Source organism: Janthinobacterium sp. Bl 1 (assembly GCF_058215535.1).
In genome coordinates this window covers 2508697-2527364 of sequence record NZ_CM177086.1, presented here as the reverse complement: position 1 = coordinate 2527364, position 18668 = coordinate 2508697, and the positions used below count along the sequence as shown (strand labels likewise).

18 protein-coding genes are annotated in these 18668 nt (G+C 65.5%); 9 read left to right on the top strand and 9 right to left on the bottom strand.

Annotation, left to right across the window (positions count from 1 at the left end):
* Positions 1-20: 20 nt before the first annotated feature.
* Both ubiV and ubiU read right to left on the bottom strand, forming a co-directional pair.
* Positions 21-923, bottom strand: coding sequence for a ubiquinone anaerobic biosynthesis protein UbiV (gene ubiV / locus AC4BCN_RS11465; RefSeq protein WP_490493333.1), 903 nt, complete (start codon positions 921-923; stop codon positions 21-23).
* Positions 924-1050: 127 nt separating this feature from the next.
* Positions 1051-2088: a ubiquinone anaerobic biosynthesis protein UbiU gene (ubiU, locus tag AC4BCN_RS11460; RefSeq protein ID WP_436835957.1), complete on the bottom strand. Its 1038-nt coding sequence runs from the start codon at positions 2086-2088 to the stop codon at positions 1051-1053.
* A gap of 162 nt (positions 2089-2250) precedes the next feature.
* Between ubiU and AC4BCN_RS11455 the strand changes: the two genes are divergently transcribed.
* The 7 genes from AC4BCN_RS11455 to AC4BCN_RS11425 all read left to right on the top strand — a co-directional run bounded on the left by AC4BCN_RS11455 (position 2251) and on the right by AC4BCN_RS11425 (position 11263).
* Complete coding sequence (locus AC4BCN_RS11455; RefSeq protein ID WP_490493332.1) at positions 2251-2667, top strand: hypothetical protein; 417 nt, start codon at positions 2251-2253, stop codon at positions 2665-2667.
* A 118-nt stretch (positions 2668-2785) separates the two neighbouring features.
* Entirely contained in the window at positions 2786-4534 is a 1749-nt protein-coding gene (locus AC4BCN_RS11450) for a ribonucleoside triphosphate reductase (protein ID WP_490493331.1), read from the top strand.
* Positions 4531-4731: an anaerobic ribonucleoside-triphosphate reductase gene (nrdD, locus tag AC4BCN_RS11445; protein WP_034757000.1), complete on the top strand. Its 201-nt coding sequence runs from the start codon at positions 4531-4533 to the stop codon at positions 4729-4731. The genes AC4BCN_RS11450 and nrdD overlap by 4 nt, the downstream gene beginning before the upstream one ends.
* Positions 4721-5428 (top strand): anaerobic ribonucleoside-triphosphate reductase activating protein, encoded by a 708-nt coding sequence (locus AC4BCN_RS11440; RefSeq protein WP_490493330.1) that lies wholly within the window; start codon positions 4721-4723, stop codon positions 5426-5428. Before nrdD ends, AC4BCN_RS11440 begins: the two co-directional genes overlap by 11 nt.
* Positions 5429-5576: 148 nt before the next feature.
* On the top strand, positions 5577-9632 hold the full coding sequence (locus tag AC4BCN_RS11435) for a Pls/PosA family non-ribosomal peptide synthetase (protein WP_490493329.1): 4056 nt from the start codon (positions 5577-5579) through the stop codon (positions 9630-9632).
* 21 nt (positions 9633-9653) lie between these two features.
* Positions 9654-10169: a 4'-phosphopantetheinyl transferase family protein gene (locus AC4BCN_RS11430; RefSeq protein ID WP_490493328.1), complete on the top strand. Its 516-nt coding sequence runs from the start codon at positions 9654-9656 to the stop codon at positions 10167-10169.
* Between the two features lie 197 nt (positions 10170-10366).
* Positions 10367-11263: a LysR family transcriptional regulator gene (locus AC4BCN_RS11425; protein WP_490493327.1), complete on the top strand. Its 897-nt coding sequence runs from the start codon at positions 10367-10369 to the stop codon at positions 11261-11263.
* On the opposite strand, the gene AC4BCN_RS11420 is transcribed toward AC4BCN_RS11425, so the two are convergent.
* Positions 11260-11937 carry a phosphoribosylanthranilate isomerase gene (locus AC4BCN_RS11420; RefSeq protein ID WP_490493326.1) on the bottom strand — a complete coding sequence of 226 codons (678 nt, stop codon included), beginning with the start codon at positions 11935-11937 and terminating at the stop codon, positions 11260-11262. The two genes, AC4BCN_RS11425 and AC4BCN_RS11420, sit on opposite strands and share 4 nt — an antisense overlap.
* 222 nt (positions 11938-12159) lie before the next feature.
* On the opposite strand from AC4BCN_RS11420, the gene AC4BCN_RS11415 reads away from it, so the two are divergent.
* Positions 12160-12564, top strand: coding sequence for a hypothetical protein (locus AC4BCN_RS11415; RefSeq protein ID WP_490493325.1), 405 nt, complete (start codon positions 12160-12162; stop codon positions 12562-12564).
* Between the two features lie 249 nt (positions 12565-12813).
* Here the strand turns inward: AC4BCN_RS11415 and AC4BCN_RS11410 are convergent, their stop codons facing one another.
* From AC4BCN_RS11410 to AC4BCN_RS11390, 5 genes are all read right to left on the bottom strand, one after another.
* Entirely contained in the window at positions 12814-13848 is a 1035-nt protein-coding gene (locus AC4BCN_RS11410; protein WP_490493324.1) for an RNA methyltransferase, read from the bottom strand.
* A 64-nt stretch (positions 13849-13912) separates the two neighbouring features.
* The gene (locus tag AC4BCN_RS11405; RefSeq protein WP_034756972.1) at positions 13913-14254 is read right to left on the bottom strand and encodes a zinc ribbon domain-containing protein YjdM; all 342 of its coding nucleotides are present in this window, start codon (positions 14252-14254) and stop codon (positions 13913-13915) included.
* Between the two features lie 91 nt (positions 14255-14345).
* On the bottom strand, positions 14346-15323 hold the full coding sequence (gene dmeF / locus AC4BCN_RS11400; protein ID WP_490493323.1) for a CDF family Co(II)/Ni(II) efflux transporter DmeF: 978 nt from the start codon (positions 15321-15323) through the stop codon (positions 14346-14348).
* Between the two features lie 18 nt (positions 15324-15341).
* Positions 15342-15617 (bottom strand): metal/formaldehyde-sensitive transcriptional repressor, encoded by a 276-nt coding sequence (locus AC4BCN_RS11395; RefSeq protein ID WP_034756961.1) that lies wholly within the window; start codon positions 15615-15617, stop codon positions 15342-15344.
* Between the two features lie 76 nt (positions 15618-15693).
* Positions 15694-16518 carry a TlpA family protein disulfide reductase gene (locus tag AC4BCN_RS11390; RefSeq protein WP_490493322.1) on the bottom strand — a complete coding sequence of 275 codons (825 nt, stop codon included), beginning with the start codon at positions 16516-16518 and terminating at the stop codon, positions 15694-15696.
* Between the two features lie 173 nt (positions 16519-16691).
* Between AC4BCN_RS11390 and AC4BCN_RS11385 the strand changes: the two genes are divergently transcribed.
* Positions 16692-17708, top strand: a complete 1017-nt coding sequence (locus AC4BCN_RS11385) for an alpha/beta fold hydrolase (protein WP_490493321.1) — start codon at positions 16692-16694, stop codon at positions 17706-17708.
* Here AC4BCN_RS11385 and AC4BCN_RS11380 read toward each other — a convergent pair.
* On the bottom strand, positions 17701-18237 hold the full coding sequence (locus AC4BCN_RS11380; protein ID WP_490493595.1) for a DUF2325 domain-containing protein: 537 nt from the start codon (positions 18235-18237) through the stop codon (positions 17701-17703). The two genes, AC4BCN_RS11385 and AC4BCN_RS11380, sit on opposite strands and share 8 nt — an antisense overlap.
* Positions 18238-18668: the final 431 nt, after the last annotated feature.

Here is an 18668-nt window from a genome sequence, read left to right as displayed (position 1 = left end):
GGTGCTTCCTTTCGATGCGTTCAATGGGCGGCGTGCTGGTGCTGTTCCATGCCGGGCTGGCCGTGCCAGTAGCCGTCACAGGCTCCGGCCGGCTGGCAGGCCGCCAGCTGGGCCTGGGCGCCGATGCCGCTGACCTGGCCGCGGCGGGCACGGTCGAAGATGGCGATGACTTGTTCCGTATGCATGGATTGCGGGCTGATGCGCGCCACGGACACGCCCATGTCGCGCATGGCGTCGAGTTCGCGCACCAGGTTGTAGACGAGTGCCGACTGCGTCTGCGTGCCATTCAACACGAGGAACGGCACTTCATCGCGCGTGCGCAGCAGCAGGCCGTCCGGCTCTTCCAGGCAGCTGTAGCCGCAATCGTCCTTCGGCAGGTTGCGGTTGCGCGCCGTGAAGCAGCGCGCGGAAAACGCCAGCGGCATGCGGCCGTAGGCGAAGACCTCCGTCTCCAGCCCTTCCGGTTTCTGGCGCTGCATCTCGGCCAGCGCCGTCTGTCCCATTTCCAGCGGCATCACCCAGCGCCGCGCGCCCAGGCGCGCCAGCAGTTGCAAGCTGGGGCCATTGAACAGGTTCAGATGGGGGCCGGCGACGAAGGACGTGCCCTTTTCCATGCAGTGCACGGCGCCCATGTCGTTGGCCTCGACGCCGTAGCGGCCATTGCCCGTGATGCGGCGCAGGGTCGCCAGTTCCGCGCCCGCCTCGATCAGCGCCTGCGTCGACAGCACCACTTCCTTGCCGGCGGCGGCCAGCATGTCGGCGATATCGAGCCAGTCGGCCAGGCGCACCTCGTGCCGGCGCGAGCAGACGGTTTCGCCCAGGTAGACGATATCGACGGCCGTGGTGGCGATCTGCTGGTAAAACTCGAAAACGGTGGCGCGCGGCCAGTAGTAGAGCAAAGGGCCCAAAGAGAGTTTTAACATGCCTTTTCCAGTATTTTTAAAGTTTATAAAACCGTAGCGAGCGGCCCGCGGCGAGGCCGAGAAGCGCAGCTGTGCCAGAGCACAGCGAGCATCGCTGGCCGCGCCCCGGGACGCGCAGCAGGTTTTGCTATTTCCAGGAGCGATGGTAGGCGCCGAGGGTGTGCTGCTGGCCTTCGGCCAGCTTGTCCATGGACGCCATCCAGGCCGGTTTGACGGCGTAGCGCGCATTGCCTTCGCGGCAGGCGTCGATCGCTTCGCGCCACACGCGCGTGACCTGCGCCACGTAGGCGGGGCTGCGCTGGCGTCCTTCGATCTTCACCGCGCGCACGCCCATGGCGATCAGCTGCGGCAGCAGCGCCAGCGTGTTCAGGCTGGCCGGCTCCTCGATCGCGTAATACTCTTCGTCGTTGACTTCGAAACGTCCCTTGCACAGGGTCGGATAGCTGGCGTTTTCGCCTGGCGCATAGCGGTCGATCAGCACGCCGTTCAGGCGCGATTCGAGGCCGTTCGGCGTTTCCAGCCAGCGCACGGATTTCGCCGGCGAGCACACGCCGTGCGTGTTCGGCGCCTCGCCCGTCGCATATGACGACAGCGCGCAGCGCCCTTCGACCATCACGCACAGGCTGCCGAAGCCGAAGACTTCGATCTCGACTTCCGTCTTGGCGATCAGTTGCTCCACCTGCGCCATCGACAGCACGCGCGGCAGCACGGCGCGGGCGATGCCGAAGTGTTCATGGTAAAAATTGATCGCTTCATAGTTGGTGGCCGAGCCCTGCACGGACAGGTGCAAACGCAGTTGCGGGTGGTGTTCGCTTGCATACGCCATCAGGCCCGGATCGGCCACGATCATGGCGTCGATGCCGGCCTGCGCGGCGCGGTCGATGGCGCTGCGCCACACGGCCCAGTTGTGCGGCTGCGGATAGGTATTCAGCGCCAGCAGCACCTTGCGTCCATATTGGTGGGCATAGCGCACGCCCTCGGCGATGGCCTTCTCGTCGAAATTGAGGCCGGCGAAATTGCGCGCATTGGTGGCGTCGCGAAAACCGAGGTACACGGTGTCGGCGCCATTGTCGACGGCCGCTTTCAAGGCAGGCAGGCTGCCGGCGGGGCAGACCAATTCCAGCGGTCCGGCCACGCGGGTGGCGGTGGTTGATTCAAGCATCATGGTGTTCACAGTCCTGTAGCGGCTCAGGGTGCAGACTATAGCCCCGCCCTTACCGCCCAGTCCTTGACGCAGGTGAAGGAATGCATGCATGGCTGGCGCGCGTTCAACTTGCTTGACCTGGCTGTAAAATGCCCCACTTTTCTTCCTCACCGATTGCCCGCCATGCCCCGCAAACCGCTGCTGCTATTCCTGCTCACCCTGTTCCTCACCGTGCTGCAAATACAGTGGGCTTCGCCCGCCGACGGCTATGTCGAAGAAACGCTCTCCGTGCTATCGCCCGAGGCGCTGGGCGTCTGGGCCGGCGTGCTGCTGCTGTTCCTGCAAGCCGTCTTCGCCCGCCGCGCCATGCCCGTGCTGCGCCAGGCCGCCATCTGCACAGGCCTGCTGGCCATCTACTGGCTGCTGGCGAACTACGTCACGTTCGACGCGCGCGTGGCCAGCTGGAGCACCTTCTCGGCGCGGGAAATCTGGGCGCACGTGCTGCCCGCCTCCGTCACCAGCATCGCCGTCTGCGGCGCCATGTACTTTGGCCTGAGCTGCTTCATCCCGCGCCTGGGCCACGCAAAAAAAAGCCGCTGACGCGCTTTCTTCACCTGCATCAAGGATTCGTCACGCAACTGCACGCGCCCTTTGACGCCACTATATTTAGTGATTAATCTCCATAAAAACACCGCATGTTGTGTTTATTGGAGGTTTCATGACGACAAATGCAGTTTCTCCCACACGCGGCCAGGTCGACGTCGCCGCGTCCATCAATGAATACCTGGACCGGCGCGACTGGCGTGTCAACGCCAACGCCAACCAGGGCTACTCGCTGGGCGGCCTGATACTCAACGTGTCGGGCAAGGTCATCGCCAACTACTGGCTGGACCAGGTGTATCCGCCTGAAGTGGGTGCGGCGCACCGCGAAGCGGCGCTGCACATCCACGACCTCGACATGCTGGCCGGCTATTGCGCCGGCTGGTCGCTGCGCACCCTGCTGCACGAAGGCTTGAATGGCGTGCCGGGCAAGATCGAATCGGGTCCGCCGAAACACATGTCGAGCGCCATCGGCCAGATCGTCAATTTCCTCGGCACTTTGCAAAACGAGTGGGCCGGCGCGCAGGCGTTCAGCTCCTTCGACACCTATATGGCACCCTACATCCGCAAGGACAGCCTGCGCTACGAAGACGTGCGCCAGTACATGCAGGAGCTGATCTTCAACCTCAACGTGCCATCGCGCTGGGGCACGCAGACGCCGTTCACCAACCTCACCTTCGACTGGGTCTGCCCGGACGATTTGCGCGAGCAGATTCCCGTCATCGCCGGCCAGGAGATGGACTTCAGCTATGGCGAGCTGCAGGCGGAAATGGACATGATCAACCGCGCCTATATCGAGATCATGATGGCGGGCGACGCCAAGGGCCGGGTCTTCACCTTCCCCATCCCCACCTATAACATCACCGAGGATTTCGACTGGCACAGCGACAACGCGGAACGCCTGTTCGAGATGACGGCCCGCTACGGCCTGCCCTACTTCCAGAATTTCATCAATTCGGAACTCAAGCCGAACATGATACGTTCCATGTGCTGCCGCTTGCAGCTGGACTTGCGCGAACTGCTCAAACGGGGCAATGGCCTGTTCGGTTCCGCCGAGCAGACGGGTTCCCTGGGCGTGGTCACCATCAACTGCGCGCGCCTGGGCCACTTGTGGCGCGGCGACGAGCCAGCGTTGATGGCCGACCTGGACCGCCTGCTGGAACTGGGCAAGACCAGCCTGGAAATCAAGCGCCGCACCATCGAAGAACTGATGCAGCAAGGCCTGTTCCCGTACACGAAGCGCTATCTGGGCACCCTGCGCAATCACTTTTCCACCCTGGGCGTGAACGGCATCAACGAGATGATCCGCAACTTCAGCGGCGACGCTTACGACATCACGGCCGCCGAAGGCCATGCGCTGGCAGTGCGCCTGCTCGACCACGTGCGCGCCCGCATGGTGCAGTTCCAGGAAGAGACGGGCCATATGTACAACCTGGAGGCGACGCCGGCCGAAGGCACGACCTACCGCTTCGCGCGCGAAGACCGCAAGCGCTATCCGGCCATCCTGCAGGCGGGCACGGTCGACAATCCGTACTACACGAATTCGTCGCAGCTGCCCGTCGGCCATACGGACGACCCGTTCGAAGCGCTGGAATTGCAGGACGCGCTGCAGCGCAAGTACACGGGCGGCACGGTGCTGCACCTGTACATGACGGAAGCGCTGTCCGACGCCAACGCCTGCCGCGAACTGGTAAAACGCGCGCTGAGCCGCTTTTCGCTGCCCTACATCACTGTCACGCCCACGTTTTCCATCTGCCCGCGCCACGGCTACCTGGCCGGCAAACATGAATTCTGTCCCACCTGCGACGCGGAACTGATCGCCCGCAAGCAGTCCGATCTCGCTCACCCACTCAAGGAAACGCCATGAACGCACGTCCCGACTTCACTCCCGCCATCACCCTGCTCGACACGGAACGCCAGCGCTGCGAAATCTGGACGCGCGTAATGGGCTATCACCGCCCCGTCGCCTCGTTCAACATCGGCAAACAGGGCGAATTCCACGAGCGCCAGTATTTTACGGAAGCGAGCGCCCGCGTGGGCCAGCCCGCCTGCCATGGCGTTTGAGCTGAAAGTGGGCGGCCTGACGCCCTTTTCCGCCACCGATTACCCGGGCAAGCTGGCGGCCGTGGTGTTCGTGCAGGGCTGCCCCTGGCGTTGCGGCTATTGCCACAATCCGCACTTGCAGGCGCGCACGCCGGAAGGCGCCATGCCCTGGCAAGACGTCCTGACCTGGCTGCGCCGCCGCGTGGGCCTGGTCGACGCCGTCGTCTTCAGCGGCGGCGAAGCGTGCATGGACCCGGCGCTGGCGCGCGCCATGGAGGACGTCAGGGCACTGGGTTTCGGCATCGGCCTGCACACGGCCTGCATCTATCCGCAGCGCCTGCAGGAAGTGCTGCCCCTGGTCGACTGGGTCGGTTTCGACATCAAGGCGCCGTTTGCCGACTATCGTCATGTGACCCGCGTGGCCGGCAGCGGCGACCCGGCGCGCGCCTGCCTCGATGCCATCCTTGCCAGCGGCGTGGCCTACGAATGCCGCACCACCACCCACCCCGACCTGCTGCCGGACGAGCAGTTGCTGGCCCTGGCCAGCACCCTGGCCGCGAAAGGCGTCGACAACTACGTGCTGCAGCAGTTCCGCGCCGAAGGCTGCGCGGACGCGGCACTGTCCGGCCGCCCCTTGCACGGCTATCCGGCGGCGACGACTTTGGCGCAAATCGCCGCCATGTTTCCGCGATTTACATTCCGTAATCATGGCAGTTGATCCTGCGGCCCAAAAATTGCTGAAAGCTTCACAAAATTCCCCGATCTGCAACGCTGAAATGTCTTGCGTACTGTAATGTATCAACTGTGCCGCGCGCCATGCGCAGCCCATCAGATTCCTCACTCCGCATCACAGATAAGCGTCATCCATGAACGATTTCACCGCAGTCAGTCCAGGCATCCCTTCCACCCACGCCGACATCCTGTACGGCCCGCCGCGACCGGATCTGCTGCGCGAGGAAGTGCTGGCCGACCTGCTGGAAGCGACGGCCCGCCGCTGTCCCGAGCAAATTGCCCTGATCGATGGCGAACGCCGCATCACGTATGCGCAGCTCGATGCGCAAGCCAGCCTGGCCGCGGCGCGCCTGGTGGCGGCCGGCGTCAAGCCCGGCGACATCGTGGGCCTGTGGCTGCCGCGCGGCGCCCATCTGCTGCTGATGCAGGCGGCCATCGCCAAGGCGGGCGCCGCCTGGCTGCCAGTCGATGAAGACACGCCCGTCGAGCGCCTGCAGGTGTGCCTCGATGACGCGAATGGCTTTGGTGTCGTCAGCTGCGCCCAATTCGCGCCGCGCCTGTTTGACGCCGGCGTCAAACGTCCCGTGTGGACGGCGGAAAGCCTGCTGGCCCCCGCCACGCCGGGCGAACAGCTGCCCGCGCGCGGCGCCGTGCTGCCCGAACACCCAGCCTACGTGATCTACACGTCCGGCTCCACGGGCAAGCCCAAGGGCATATTGATCAATCAACGCAGCATCTGCCACTTCCTGCGCAGCGAAAACGCCGTGCTGGAAGTGACGCAAGCCGACACCGTCTACCAGGGCTTTTCCGTCGCCTTCGACATGTCGTTCGAGGAAATCTGGATCGCCTACCTGGTGGGCGCCACCCTGTGGCTGGGACCCAAGGAGATGTCGGGCGACCCGGAAGCCTTGCCGCGCGCGCTGGCCGACAATCAAGTCACCGTTCTGCACGCCGTGCCGACCTTGCTGGCCCTGTTCGCGGAAGAAGTGCCGAGCCTGCGCCTGATCAACCTGGGCGGCGAAATGTGCCCGGAATCGCTCGTCGAGCGCTGGTCGCGCCCGGGCCGCGCCATGTTCAACACCTATGGTCCCACGGAGGCGACCGTCTCGTGCAGCCTGGCGCGCCTGCGGCCCGGCGAGCCGGTGACCATCGGCACGCCGCTGCCCAACTACGGCTTGCTGGTGCTGCAGGTGGCCGAGCCGGGAGAAAACCGTCCCTTGACTTTACTGGCGCGCGGCGAGACGGGTGAGCTGTGCATCATCGGCCCGGGCCTGGCCGAGGGCTACCTGGGCCGACCCGACCTGACGGTGGAAAAATTCCTGCCCAATCCCTGGAGCACGGGCCCCGACGATGCGCGCCTGTACCGTACGGGCGACCTGGCCCGCATCGATCTTGATGGCCAGGTGCTGTGCCTGGGCCGCGCCGACGACCAGGTGAAAATCCGCGGCTTCCGCGTGGAGCTGGGCGAGATCGAAGCCGTGCTGGCGCAGCAAACTGGCGTGGGCACGGTGGCCGTCTTGCTGCGCAAGGATGACGGCATCGACCAGCTGGTGGCCTACATCGTCGGCAGCGACGAGGCGCCCGCCGACGCCCTGGCCGCGAAAACCCTGCGCGCGGCATTGAACCTGCACCTGCCGCCCTACATGGTGCCCGGCCGTTTTGAATTGCTGCCGCTGATGCCGCGCCTGACCTCGGGCAAGATCGACAGGAAGGCGCTGAAGGCCATGCCGCTGTCCGCGCCGCCAGCCGGCGAAGCGGGAGAGTCAGACGTGCCGGAAACGCCGGCCGAAGCGGCCCTGTTCGCGGCGCTGGCCAAGCTGTTCCCGGGCCAGGCGATCTTGCGCCAACTGGACTTTTTCAGCGACCTCAGTGGCCACTCCTTCCTGGCCGCGCGCCTGGCATCTGCCCTGCGCGCCGATCCGGCCTACGCCCACATGACGGTGCGCGACATTTACCAGAACCGCCAGATCGGCAAGATCGCCGCCGTGCTCAATGAGGCGCCCGCGCTGGCCACGCCGGAAGCGCAATGGACGCCGCCGTCGACCCTGAAGCGCTGGACCTGCGGCGCGGCCCAGGCGGCGGCCGTGCCGGGCCTCGTCACCCTGCGCATGGCGCAGTGGATGGCGCCCTTCTTCACCTACCACTTCTTCACGGGCGACACGGGCGACACCGTGCCGCGCGCCATCGCCGCCTCGATCGCCGTGTTCCTGCTGGCGACCCTGGCCGAATTTGCCATTGCGATTGCCGGCAAGTGGCTGATCGCCGGACGCTTGAAGCCAGGCAGCTATCCGCTGTGGGGTGTCACCTACTACCGCTGGTGGCTGGCCGACCGACTGGTCGAATCGGCGCCCGCCTACCTGCTCAGCGGCTCGTCCCTGAACAGCTGGTGGCTGCGCGCGCTCGGCGCGAAAGTGGGCAAGGAAGTCGTCATCGGCTCGATGACCCTGCGCGCACCCGACTTGCTGTCCATCGGCGACAACGTCAGCGTGGGCAACGCCGTCAACTTTGAAAACGCCAGGGTCGAGCGGGGCCGTTTGCTGCTGGGCCAGATCAGCATCGGCGACGATGCCTGCATCAGCTCTTACGCGATCATGGAGGGCAATACCACGGTGGGCACGTTTGGCCACCTGGAAGGCCAGTCCGCACTGGCCGATGGCGCCGCGGTACCGGCCGGGCGCGTGTACACGGGCTCGCCCGCGCGCGACACCGGTGCGTTTGACGTGGCCAGCCAGCCGCCGCGCCCCGCCGTCTCGCGCCTGCGCCTGACAAGCGAAACCGTGTTCTTCTGCTTCGGCATGGTCTTGATCGCCGTGCTGTTCTTCATGCCCGTCTTCCCCAGCTTCGTGCTGATCGACTGGTTCGACGAGCGCGAAATGATGCCGTGGCTGCAGGGACGCGACGTGACGACCCAGCTGGCCCGCTACTTCCTGCTGGCCTTTCCCGCCAGCGCCGTGCTGATCGTGCTCACCGCCCTGCTGTCGGCCGCCATCCGCTGGGGCGCGCTGCCCCGCTTGAAACCGGGCAGCTCGCCCGTGCACAGCAATATCTATTGCGCCAAGTGGCTGGTCAGCCATATCCAGGAATCTAGCTTGAACGTCCTGCACGGCATCTACGCCACCGTGTACGCGCCGTACTGGTACCGCCTGCTGGGCGCCAAGGTGGGCAAGGGCGCCGAGATTTCCACGGCCCTGGGCGTGGTGCCTGACATGCTGACCCTGGGCGACGACACTTTCATCGCCGATGCCGTCATGCTGGGCGACGAGCAGATCGACGGCGGCTGGATGACCATGCGCCCCACCGTCGTCTCGCACCGCAGCTTCGTCGGCAACGGCAGCTATATCCCGGACGGCACCACCCTGCCCGAGCACGTGCTGATCGGCGTGCACACGCATGCGCCGCGCAATGAACAGATGCACAGCGGCGATACGTGGCTGGGCTCCCCGCCCATGCACTTGCCCGCGCGCGAACAGGTCAGCGGCTTTGCCGAGCACCTGACGTTCAAGCCATCGCTGTTGCGCCGCCTGGGCCGCAGCCTGATCGAAGCGTTCCGCATCGTCGCGCCGCACGCCGTGGTGATCGCCGTCGGCTACACCCTCGTGCTGGACGTAATGCCGATCGCGGGTGCCGGGCGCTGGGGTGAAGTGGTGAGCGACCTGGCGATTGCCGGCCTGGCCTACGGCATCGGCAATTTCCTGGTGGTCGTGCTGTTCAAATGGCTGCTGCTGGGACGCTACCGCAAGCACGCCGCGCCCATGTGGACGCCGTTCGTGTGGATTTCGGAAGGCGTGACCAATCTGTATGAAGGCATCGCCGTGCCCAACTTCATGCGCTACCTGCGCGGCACGCCGTGGCTGCCGCTGGCCTTCCGGCTGTTCGGCTGCAAGATCGGCCGCGGCGTCTACATGGACACGACGGACATCACGGAATTCGACTGCGTGCACATCGGCGACTACAGCGAACTGAACGCGCTGACCTGCCCGCAAACGCATCTGTTCGAAGATCGCGTGATGAAGATCGACCACGTGGACATCGGCCAGCGCGTCTACATGGGCCCGCGCAGCTCCGTGCTGTACAGCGCGAAAGTCGGCGACAATGCGCGCCTCGGTCCCTTGACTCTGGTGATGAAGGGCGAGCACATCCCCGCCGGCAGCAACTGGGCGGGCTGCCCGGCCGCGCCTTTGCGCAACTGATCGTAGCTGATGGACTCTACGGTGCTCTGGTCCGGGGATGGCGTGCTGGTGATCGGCATCGCCGCCGTGCTGCCGCGCGCCGAAGCGCGCCTGCGCATCCGCGCCGCCGTATGCGAGGCGGCGGCGCAGTGGCTGAAATTAAATGTCGAGACGATTTCGGTGGCGTCGACGCCGGGCGCCCCTCCCCGCTTGCTGCTGGCCGGCGGCGTTGCCAGCCTGTCGTTCAGCCATGACGAGGGACTGTCGCTGGCCGCCATCAGCCTGCATGGTCCTGTCGGCATCGACGTGATGCGCGTGCAGGACATTGGCGACTGGTTCCATCTGGCGCGCGATTATCTGGGGCCGCTGGTGGCCGAGGAACTGGCCGCCTGTCCCGATGCGCAGCGCCCATTGGCGCTGGCGCAGGCGTGGACGGCGCGCGAGGCGGCGCTCAAGTGCGCGGGTTTACAATTGATGGAGTGGGATGGACGGCACACCGGCTGCCGCTCGCACGCCCTGCCCCTGCCTGCACCCTACGTCGCGACCCTGGCATATTAATCTTCTTTCCCTTTATCAGCTCCGCCGATCTGGACGAAAATCAGTTTTACGATAATACTGACGAGCAGTCCCAGCACCCCGATCAATTCCAGCATGGCCTTTCCTTTGCAGTGACAGCAGACCAGGCACTGTAGCGCGAACGGCGGGACCGGGCCAATATCAAATCAGGCAGTCTCCGATCTCGAAAAGGCATACGATTGATTTCCATCAGACAGTTCCGCTACTTTGTCGAAGTCGTCGATGCGGGCAGCTACTCGCGCGCGGCGGAAAAGCTGTACATCGCGCAGTCGGCCCTGAGCCGGCAGATCAAGGAACTCGAGGGCGAGGTACAAGCCCTGCTGCTGACGCGCGACGCACGCCATATCGAGCTCACGCCCGCAGGACAGGTCTTTTATGAACGGGCCAGGCGCATCCTCGACGACATCGACGAAACCGTGCGCCAGACGCGCCACGTGGGACAAGGCGCGCAAGGCATCATCCGCCTGCTGCATTCAAGCTCCGTCACCCTCACGCCCGCCATCGGCGCCGTGCTGAACCGCCTGCTGGCGCAGTTCCCCGGCGTTTCGCTCGATGTGTCGAAGGGATCGTCGGAAAACCAGGCTGCCGACATCGAGGAAGGCCGCGCCGACCTGGGCCTCGTACGCCTGCCCACCCTGCGCAAGCACGCCAACATCGTCGTGCGCGAACTGTTTGCAGAAAAGCTGGTGGTGGCCGTGTCGGCGGCGTCGCCGCTGGCCGCACTGGGACGCACGACGATTGCCGCCCTGCGCGACGAAGCGTTCGTCTCGATCCCGCACAAGGACCGCGGAGGCCTCAGCTACCTGGTGGCGGGCCTGTGCCTGGCGCAGGGTTTCTTTCCGAAGGCGGCGCGCGCCCTGTCGCGCAAGACGTCGCAGCTGAACCTGATCGAGGCCAACATGGGCATCGCCATCGTCCCCGACAGCATGCGCCTGGTGGCGCCGCCGGGCGTGCGTTTCATCGCGCTGCCGGACGAGGAATCACACTCCGTCGTCGGCCTGATCTCGCCGCGCGCGGCCAGCGGCATGGTGGCCGCGTTTACGGAAGCGTTCGTGCGCGAGATGAATACACTCTAGCCTTCCGCATACAGCGCCGCATCGACGTCGCGCACGGCCGCCATCAGCAAGGCCAGCTTCATGACGTCGAGCTGGCCATCCGTGCGCACGCGCGAACACAAGTCGATGCCGTAGGGGCGCACCTGGCGCAGCGCGTCCATCACATTGTTCGCATCGAGGCCGCCGGCCAGAAAAACGGGACGGGGGCTGGCGCGCACGAAACGCGCGCTGACGGACCAGTCGTGCGTGCGGCCCGTGCCGCCCAGTTCCGGCACCACCGCGCCGGGACGCCCCGAGTCGAGCAGGAAAGCATGGACGTGGGGCGCGTAGGCGGGAATCAGGTCCAGCGCCTCCGGCCCCTCCACGTGGATCACCTGCACGCGCCGCACGTGCGGCAGCAAGCGCGCCAGTTTCTCGACCTCGCCCGGGTCGATATGGCCGACGATCTGCACGGTCGATGGCTGCGTGGCGCGCACGTGTTCGGCGATGGCTTGCGCCGTCGTCTCGGACGTCAGCAGGAACGTGGCCACGGGCGGCGGCGTCCAGGCGGCGATCTGTGCGATGCGCGCGTCGGGAATCGGGCCGGGACCGGACGGCATGGCCGCCACCAGGCCCAGCGCGTCGGCGCCGGCGGCAATGGCCAGTTGCGCTTCGTCGATGGAAGCGATACAGCAGATCTTGATGCGGGTTCTCATGGCCTTGCGTGCTCAGTCGGGATGATCAACATTACAACACAGGGCGGCGCGCGCGCCAAGACACGCGGTCAAGGCCGCGCACGATTGTGTGCCAGAATAGGGAGCACCCACTTCGTCCCGACGGCAGGCCATTCATGCCGCCTGATCGCCAGCCCGCGCCGATTGACATGCGCCAGGCGGCGGACGATACTTGACATCCGGGGTTGCCATTGGAAGCCGTACATGCGTATCGTCGACTTTGAAGTCCGCAAGGAGTGTCCGCCGCAGTTGTGCAACTGCGAACGCGAGCGCCTGCTCGGCGATGCGCAGGCGGATCTGTCCATCCTGCGCCTGAACCTGACGGAAGAAAAGCGCCTGCTCGCGCACATCGAGGACATCGCCACCCATGCGCAGTTGCGGAAGCTGCAACTGCTACTGAAGAAAAACCTGGGCGTGGAATTGCAGATTACGCCGGGCAGCGGCGAAGTGCGCACCGTGCGCGGCTTCCAGATCCGCCTGCTGGAGCGGCCCGGCCTGTGCCGCAAGACGCGCGCCGCCATTCCGGCCGCCGTGCGGCGCTGCCTGGCCGCGCACCCCGAGATCGCGTTTGCGATCTTGAATGAAAACGATTTGCTGGGTGGGATGTGAGCCGACACCATTGTTGGCGTATGCTCGAATGTCGGATTACGCTCCGCTAATCCGACCTACGCCGCCACGCTGACGTGGATGGGGATGACCTTGCCCTTCGCTTCGCGCGCCCGTAACTGCCCGCAGCCACCTTCCACGGCCGAATCGCGCAATTTGCTCAGTCACGTTGGCCGGATTAGCGGGCACCGCGTAATCCGACACCATTGTTGGAGTATATGCGAATGTCGGATTACGCTCCGCTAATCCGACCTACGCCGCCACGCTGGCGCGGATGGGAATGACCTTGCCCTTCGCTTCGCGCGCCCGTAACTGCCCGCAGCCGCCCTCCACGTCCTGCCCGGCCGAATCGCGCAATTTGGTCAGCACGCCCCGCGCGTGCAGGGCGGCGGCAATGGCGCGCGCCTTTTCCCAGCTGGGGCGCTTGAACGGCAAGTCGGCTATGGTGTTATACGGGATCATGTTGAGCACCGCGTACTTGCCCTTCAGGAGTTCCACGATGCCATCCATCTCGTCGTCGCCATCGTTGACGCCTTCCATCAGGGTCCACTGGTACTGCACCGGGTAGGCGGTCAGGCGCGCATACGACTCGCCGAAGTCCACCAGTTCGCGCGGAGTGAGCTTGGGCGCGCGGGGCAGCAGCTGTTCGCGCAGCGCCGGCCTGGTCGTGTGCAGCGACAGCGCCAGCGCCGGCTTGACACGACCTTGCGGCAGGCGCTCGAAGGCACGCGGGTCGCCCACCGTGGAAAACACGAGGTTCTTGTGGCCGATATTGCCCTCGGTGCCCAGCAACTCGATCGCTTCCATCACATTGTTCAGGTTATGCGCCGGTTCACCCATGCCCATGAAGACGACTTTTTTTACGGGGCGCATGGTGCGCGCCAGTACCACCTGGGCGACAATTTCTCCGCTGGTCACTTGCCGGATCAAGCCGTCGCGGCCCGTCATGCAGAACTGGCAGCCGACGGCGCAACCAACCTGGCTCGATACGCACAGGCCGTCGCGCGGCAGCAGCACGCTTTCCACCGTCTGGCCGTCGTGCAACCCCACCAGCAGGCGCGCGGAACCGTCGGCGCCCGGATGGGTGCTGAGCAGCTTCAGCATGCCCTGCAATTCCAGGTCGAGCGCGGGCAAGGCCTCGCGCACGGGCAGCGGCAAAAAATCCTCGGCGCGGCGCCGGCCCTGGTCGTGCGGCTGGCCCTGTATCCAGTCGCGCAGCATGCGCTGTTCGTGCAGAGGCTTGGCGCCCAGGGCGCGCAGGCGCTGGCGGAGGTGATCGATTTGCATGGCGTCTGAATAAAAAAACGGCGCGCCGGAATGAAACCAGCGCGCCGTGTTACGGGTAAAAGCTTTAGACCTTCTTGACGAATTCCGTTTTCAGGCTCATGGAACCGAAACCGTCGATCTTGCAGTCGATATCGTGGTCGCTGTCGACCAGGCGGATGTTCTTGACCTTGGTGCCCATCTTGACGACACCGCCGCCGCCCTTCAATTTCAAGTCCTTGATGACGCTGACCGTGTCGCCGTCCTGCAGGATGTTGCCGGCCGAATCGCGGTACACCTTGGCGCCCTCTTCGACCGCTTCGCCAGCAGTGGCCGACCATTCATGCGCGCATTCAGGGCAGATCAACTGGCTGCCATCTTCGTACGTGAATTCGGATTTGCATTGCGGGCATGGAGGTAATGTGCTCATTTTCTTCTCTGTCTGGTGAACAGCGCGTGCTGTAAAAGCCGACATTATACTGCCTACGCCCCGCATCAGCGGGCTTGTTTCACCATCATTGTCAAGGCCGGCGAATAATCTCGATGGTGCTGTGGACGATTTCCTCGTGGATGCCGATGCGCGCGCGCAGCTCGGCGGCCGTCAATGCTGCATCGCGGCTGACGACGGACAAGGCGCACGAATACAGCTGCTTGCCAACTCGCCAGACGTGCAGGTCGACGATACGCGGCGTGTCGCCGGCGCTTTCCACTTCCACGGCCTCGCGGATTTCATCCACCACGGGGTGGTCCATCTCGCGGTCCAGCAAGACCTTGCCCGTCTCCTGCATCAGCTTTTTCGCCCACAGGGCCACCAGCACGGCGCCCGCGATACCCATCACGGGATCGAGCCACTGCCAGCCGTAAACCCAAGCGCCGCCCAGCGCGACGATGGCCAGCACGGACGTGGCGGCATCGGCCAGTACGTGGATGTATGCGGCCTTCATGTTCAAGTCTTCGCCATGGCCGTGGTGATCGTGGTGGCCGTGATGGTCGTGATGGTGATGCCCGTGGCCATGGTGGTGATCGTGGTCGTGATGCCCGCCGAGGATCAGCGCGCACACGAGGTTGACCGCCAGGCCGATGGCCGCCACCACCATCGCCTGCGGATAGTGAATGGGCTGCGGCGAGAACAGGCGCTCGAGCGAGGCCACGACCATCAGCACGGCCACGCCCAGCAGCAGGATGGCGCTCGTGTAGCCGGCCAGCACTTCGATCTTCCACGTGCCGAAGGCAAAGCGGGGGTCGCGCGCATAGCGGCGCGCGGCCGCATACGCAAACGCGGCCAGGCCGATGGCCAGCGCGTGCGAACTCATATGCCAGCCATCGGCCAGCAGCGCCATGGAGTTGTACCACCAGCCGGCGACGATTTCCAGCACCATGGTGGCCAGCGTGATCCACATGACGATACGCGCGCGGCGTTCGGCCTTGCCATTGGCTGCGTCAAAAACGTGTTCGTGCTGCCAGGCGGAGAGGTCTTCGCCGAGGGATTGCGTTTTCATGACGTTCTTTCTGATCGATTATTTGAGGTAGGTGCGCAGGATGCCCGCGATGTCGTCGGCGCCCCTGGCCCGCTCCTCGCCGGAGATATCGGGACTGGCCACGTGCTCGCGCAAGTGTTCTTCGATGACTTCGGCCATCAGGCCATTGACGGCGCCGCGCACGGCGGCGATCAGCTGCAGCACTTCGCCGCAGTCGCGGCCCTCTTCCAGGCCCCGCTCCAGGCCTTCCACCTGGCCCCGAATACGCTTCACGCGATTGAGCAGCTTCGTCTTGTTGTGCGCCGTGTGTCCCATGATTCCACCTTGATAAATACTATAGGGGGGTATACTATCAGAAAGCACCACACTACATCGACAAGGCATGCCCGCCTCAAGGAGCAGGCGCGATCTTTTGCAGCTTGCTGGCCAGCGAGGCATCGGACAGTTCGCCCAGATGCGTATCGACCAGGCGCCCCCGCGCGTCATAAAACAGGGTGGTGGGCAGGGCCGAGGAACCGGCCGCCTTGCCCAGCGCCGCCCCGCTGTCGAGCACCACATTGCGCAGGGTCACGCCGCTCCTGCCCAGGAAAGCGCTGGCCGCCGCCGCATCCTCGCGCTGGTTCGCATATACGAAGACGATATCGGCGCGCGCCTGCTGCGCGGCGGCCAGCACGGGCATCTCGCGCCGGCATGGCGGACACCAGCTGGCCCACAGGTTCACCACCAGCGGCTTGCCGCCGGCCAGCGCGGCCAGGCTCGTTGGCGCGCCGTCGAGCGCATGCAGGGCCACGGCCGGCAAGGCCGTCGGCTTGTTGTAGGCCAGCGAGATCCCCGCGTTCAACACGCCCCAGGCCATTGCGCCGGCCGCCACGCTGATGGCCAGCGGACGGCGCATGGCCGCCATGGCGGTACGCCGGCAGCGCCACGCGGCGATGGCCAGCGCGGCCGCGATGCCGGCCGGCGCGAGGAAGCCGCCATCGCGGATATTGATGATGGACCAGGGCGCGGCCAGGTACTGTTCGTGCCAGCGCAAGACGAAGACCAGCCGCGCCGCCAGCAGGCCGGCGATCAGCATGTCGGAAACGAGGGGACCGGCGTCCAGCAACTGGCGTGATCTGCGCAGCCACCACGCCACGCCGTAGGCGACGCACAGGGAAACGAACAGCAGGACGAGGCCCGTGGGCAGGGCCAGGGGACCGATTTGCAGGGACAGCATGGGCGCTTTCATCAACAGTCAAGGCGCCCATTGTGCCTCAAGCTCCGCCGGGCAGCGCCACGCGGCAAAGACGAGCGGGCCTTTTTCCTACGCCAGGCACCGCAGCGCGCCTACCGCGCCAGCAGGCTGCCATGGGCATCATGGATGCCTGCACACTCGCACGGGAGCAAGAGATGAACAAAGACATCAACAAGGTGGTGGCGAAGGGCGCGCCGGTGCCGGCACAGGCACGTACGGGCTGGGCCCTCGGTGCGCTGGCCCTGGGCGCGGCGTGGCTGTTGGTCCGCAGCCGCAGCCGGCAGGCGGAGCGCGCGCATCCGCCGGCAGGCCAATTTCTCGATGTGCACGGCACGCGGCTGCACTACCTGAGCCAGGGTGAAGGTCCCGTCATCGTGCTATTGCATGGAAACGGCGTGATCGCGGAGGATTTTCGCCATGCGGGCCTGTTCGAGCAGCTGGCGCGCACGCACCGCGTGATCGCCTTCGACCGGCCCGGCTTCGGCTACAGCAGCCGGCCGCGCGGCACGCTGTGGACGCCGGCCGCCCAGGCCGCGCTGCTGGCGGCCGCGCTCGGGCAGCTGGGCGTACACCGCGCCGTCGTGCTGGCGCACTCGTGGGGCACCCTGGTGGCGATCTCGATGGCCCTGCAGCAGCCGCAGCTGGTGCAAGCCCTGGTGCTCGCTTCCGGCTACTACTATCCCAGCGTGCGCTTCGATGTACTCACGGCAACGCCGGCCATCCCCGTCATCGGCGACGTGCTCAGCCATACCGTATCGCCGCTGCTGGGACGCCTGATGTGGCCCCTGCTGGTCAAACGCGCGTTCGCGCCCTCGGCGGTGCCGGACAGTTTCAAACGCCTGTCGCCGTGGATGATGCTGCGGCCAGGCCAGTTACGCGCCGAGGCGGAAGAAACGGCCATGATGATTCCGAGCGCGGCGGTGCTGCGCAAACACTACCCGGAACTGCGCATGCCCGTGTCCATCGTGGCCGGTCGCGAGGATGCGATCGTCAGCGCCAGCTACCATTCCGCGCGCCTGCACGATGAGCTGGACAACAGCGAACTGACCTTGCTGCCCGGCGCAGGCCACATGATCCAGCACCTGTCGCAGCCCACCCTGCTGCGCGAAACGGCGCGCGTCGGATACGACGCCGGCATCGGACTCGGCCAGGAAGCAACAGGCGTCAGGTAAGCAGCGCCTCCTTGCGCACGAAATGCATGGCTTGCGGCTGGTCCACCAGCACGCACTGCTTGCCCGTGCGCTTGCAGTGGTCGTGCACGCGCCAGTAGGCGTCGTGGCTGACGCAGCCCGTCTGGCAAATCACCAGGTCGGCCGCCACCAGGCCCGCTTCCAGGGCGGCCACGTCATCGGCGCCGTCGTCGCCGCCCGCATGGTGCAGGAAGCGCCCGCCAGCCTGCTCGATGGCCTGCTGCGCCACGTTGGCGCCGGCGGCCTGCTGGCCCGCATTCGGGTCCAGATAGCTGCCCACATACAGCACGGCTTTTTCGCGCACATCGGCCTGCATGGCTGGCGCGGGCAGCCACTGCAGGCGCAGCAACTCGCGCATCAGGTCCTGCACGCGCTCGCTGAGCCACTCGACCTTGCGCGCCAGCCTGGCACGCGTCGGCAAGCCCGGCACGCTGGCCGCCAGTTCGGCCAGCTCGTCGCGCGCCAGCGCCAGCTGTGTATCGCGGATCACCACCAGCGCCCGCGCGCGCATCAATTCCGACTCCAGCTGCGCGATGCGGGCCGCCTGTGCAGCCAGCTGCGCACTGCAACGCACCTGCGCGCGACCGTACTCCCCCATCAGCACGCGATGCTCGTGCGCGATCTCATCCTCGATACCATACAAACTGTCCATTGTGCCTCCTCCACTGCCCGCGGCGCGCTGGCGCCCGCCCATGTTACGACCTTGACTCGAATTATAAATGAGAATCATTTCTATTTGTGTATGCGCGCGTGCGCCGTAGGGGTATGCGGGGCTGTCGGCCAGCGATTGTGCGCATTCTTTCTGGCAAACGATTCATTGAGTCGCGCTTGTTCGATCACTTTTTATAAGATGTAATCTTGCAAAAATTCATTGAGCCACCGTACGTTCACCACTCCATGTCGGCATGGATGCTGGTGTGGGGCATGGCGCCGGTGGGAGAG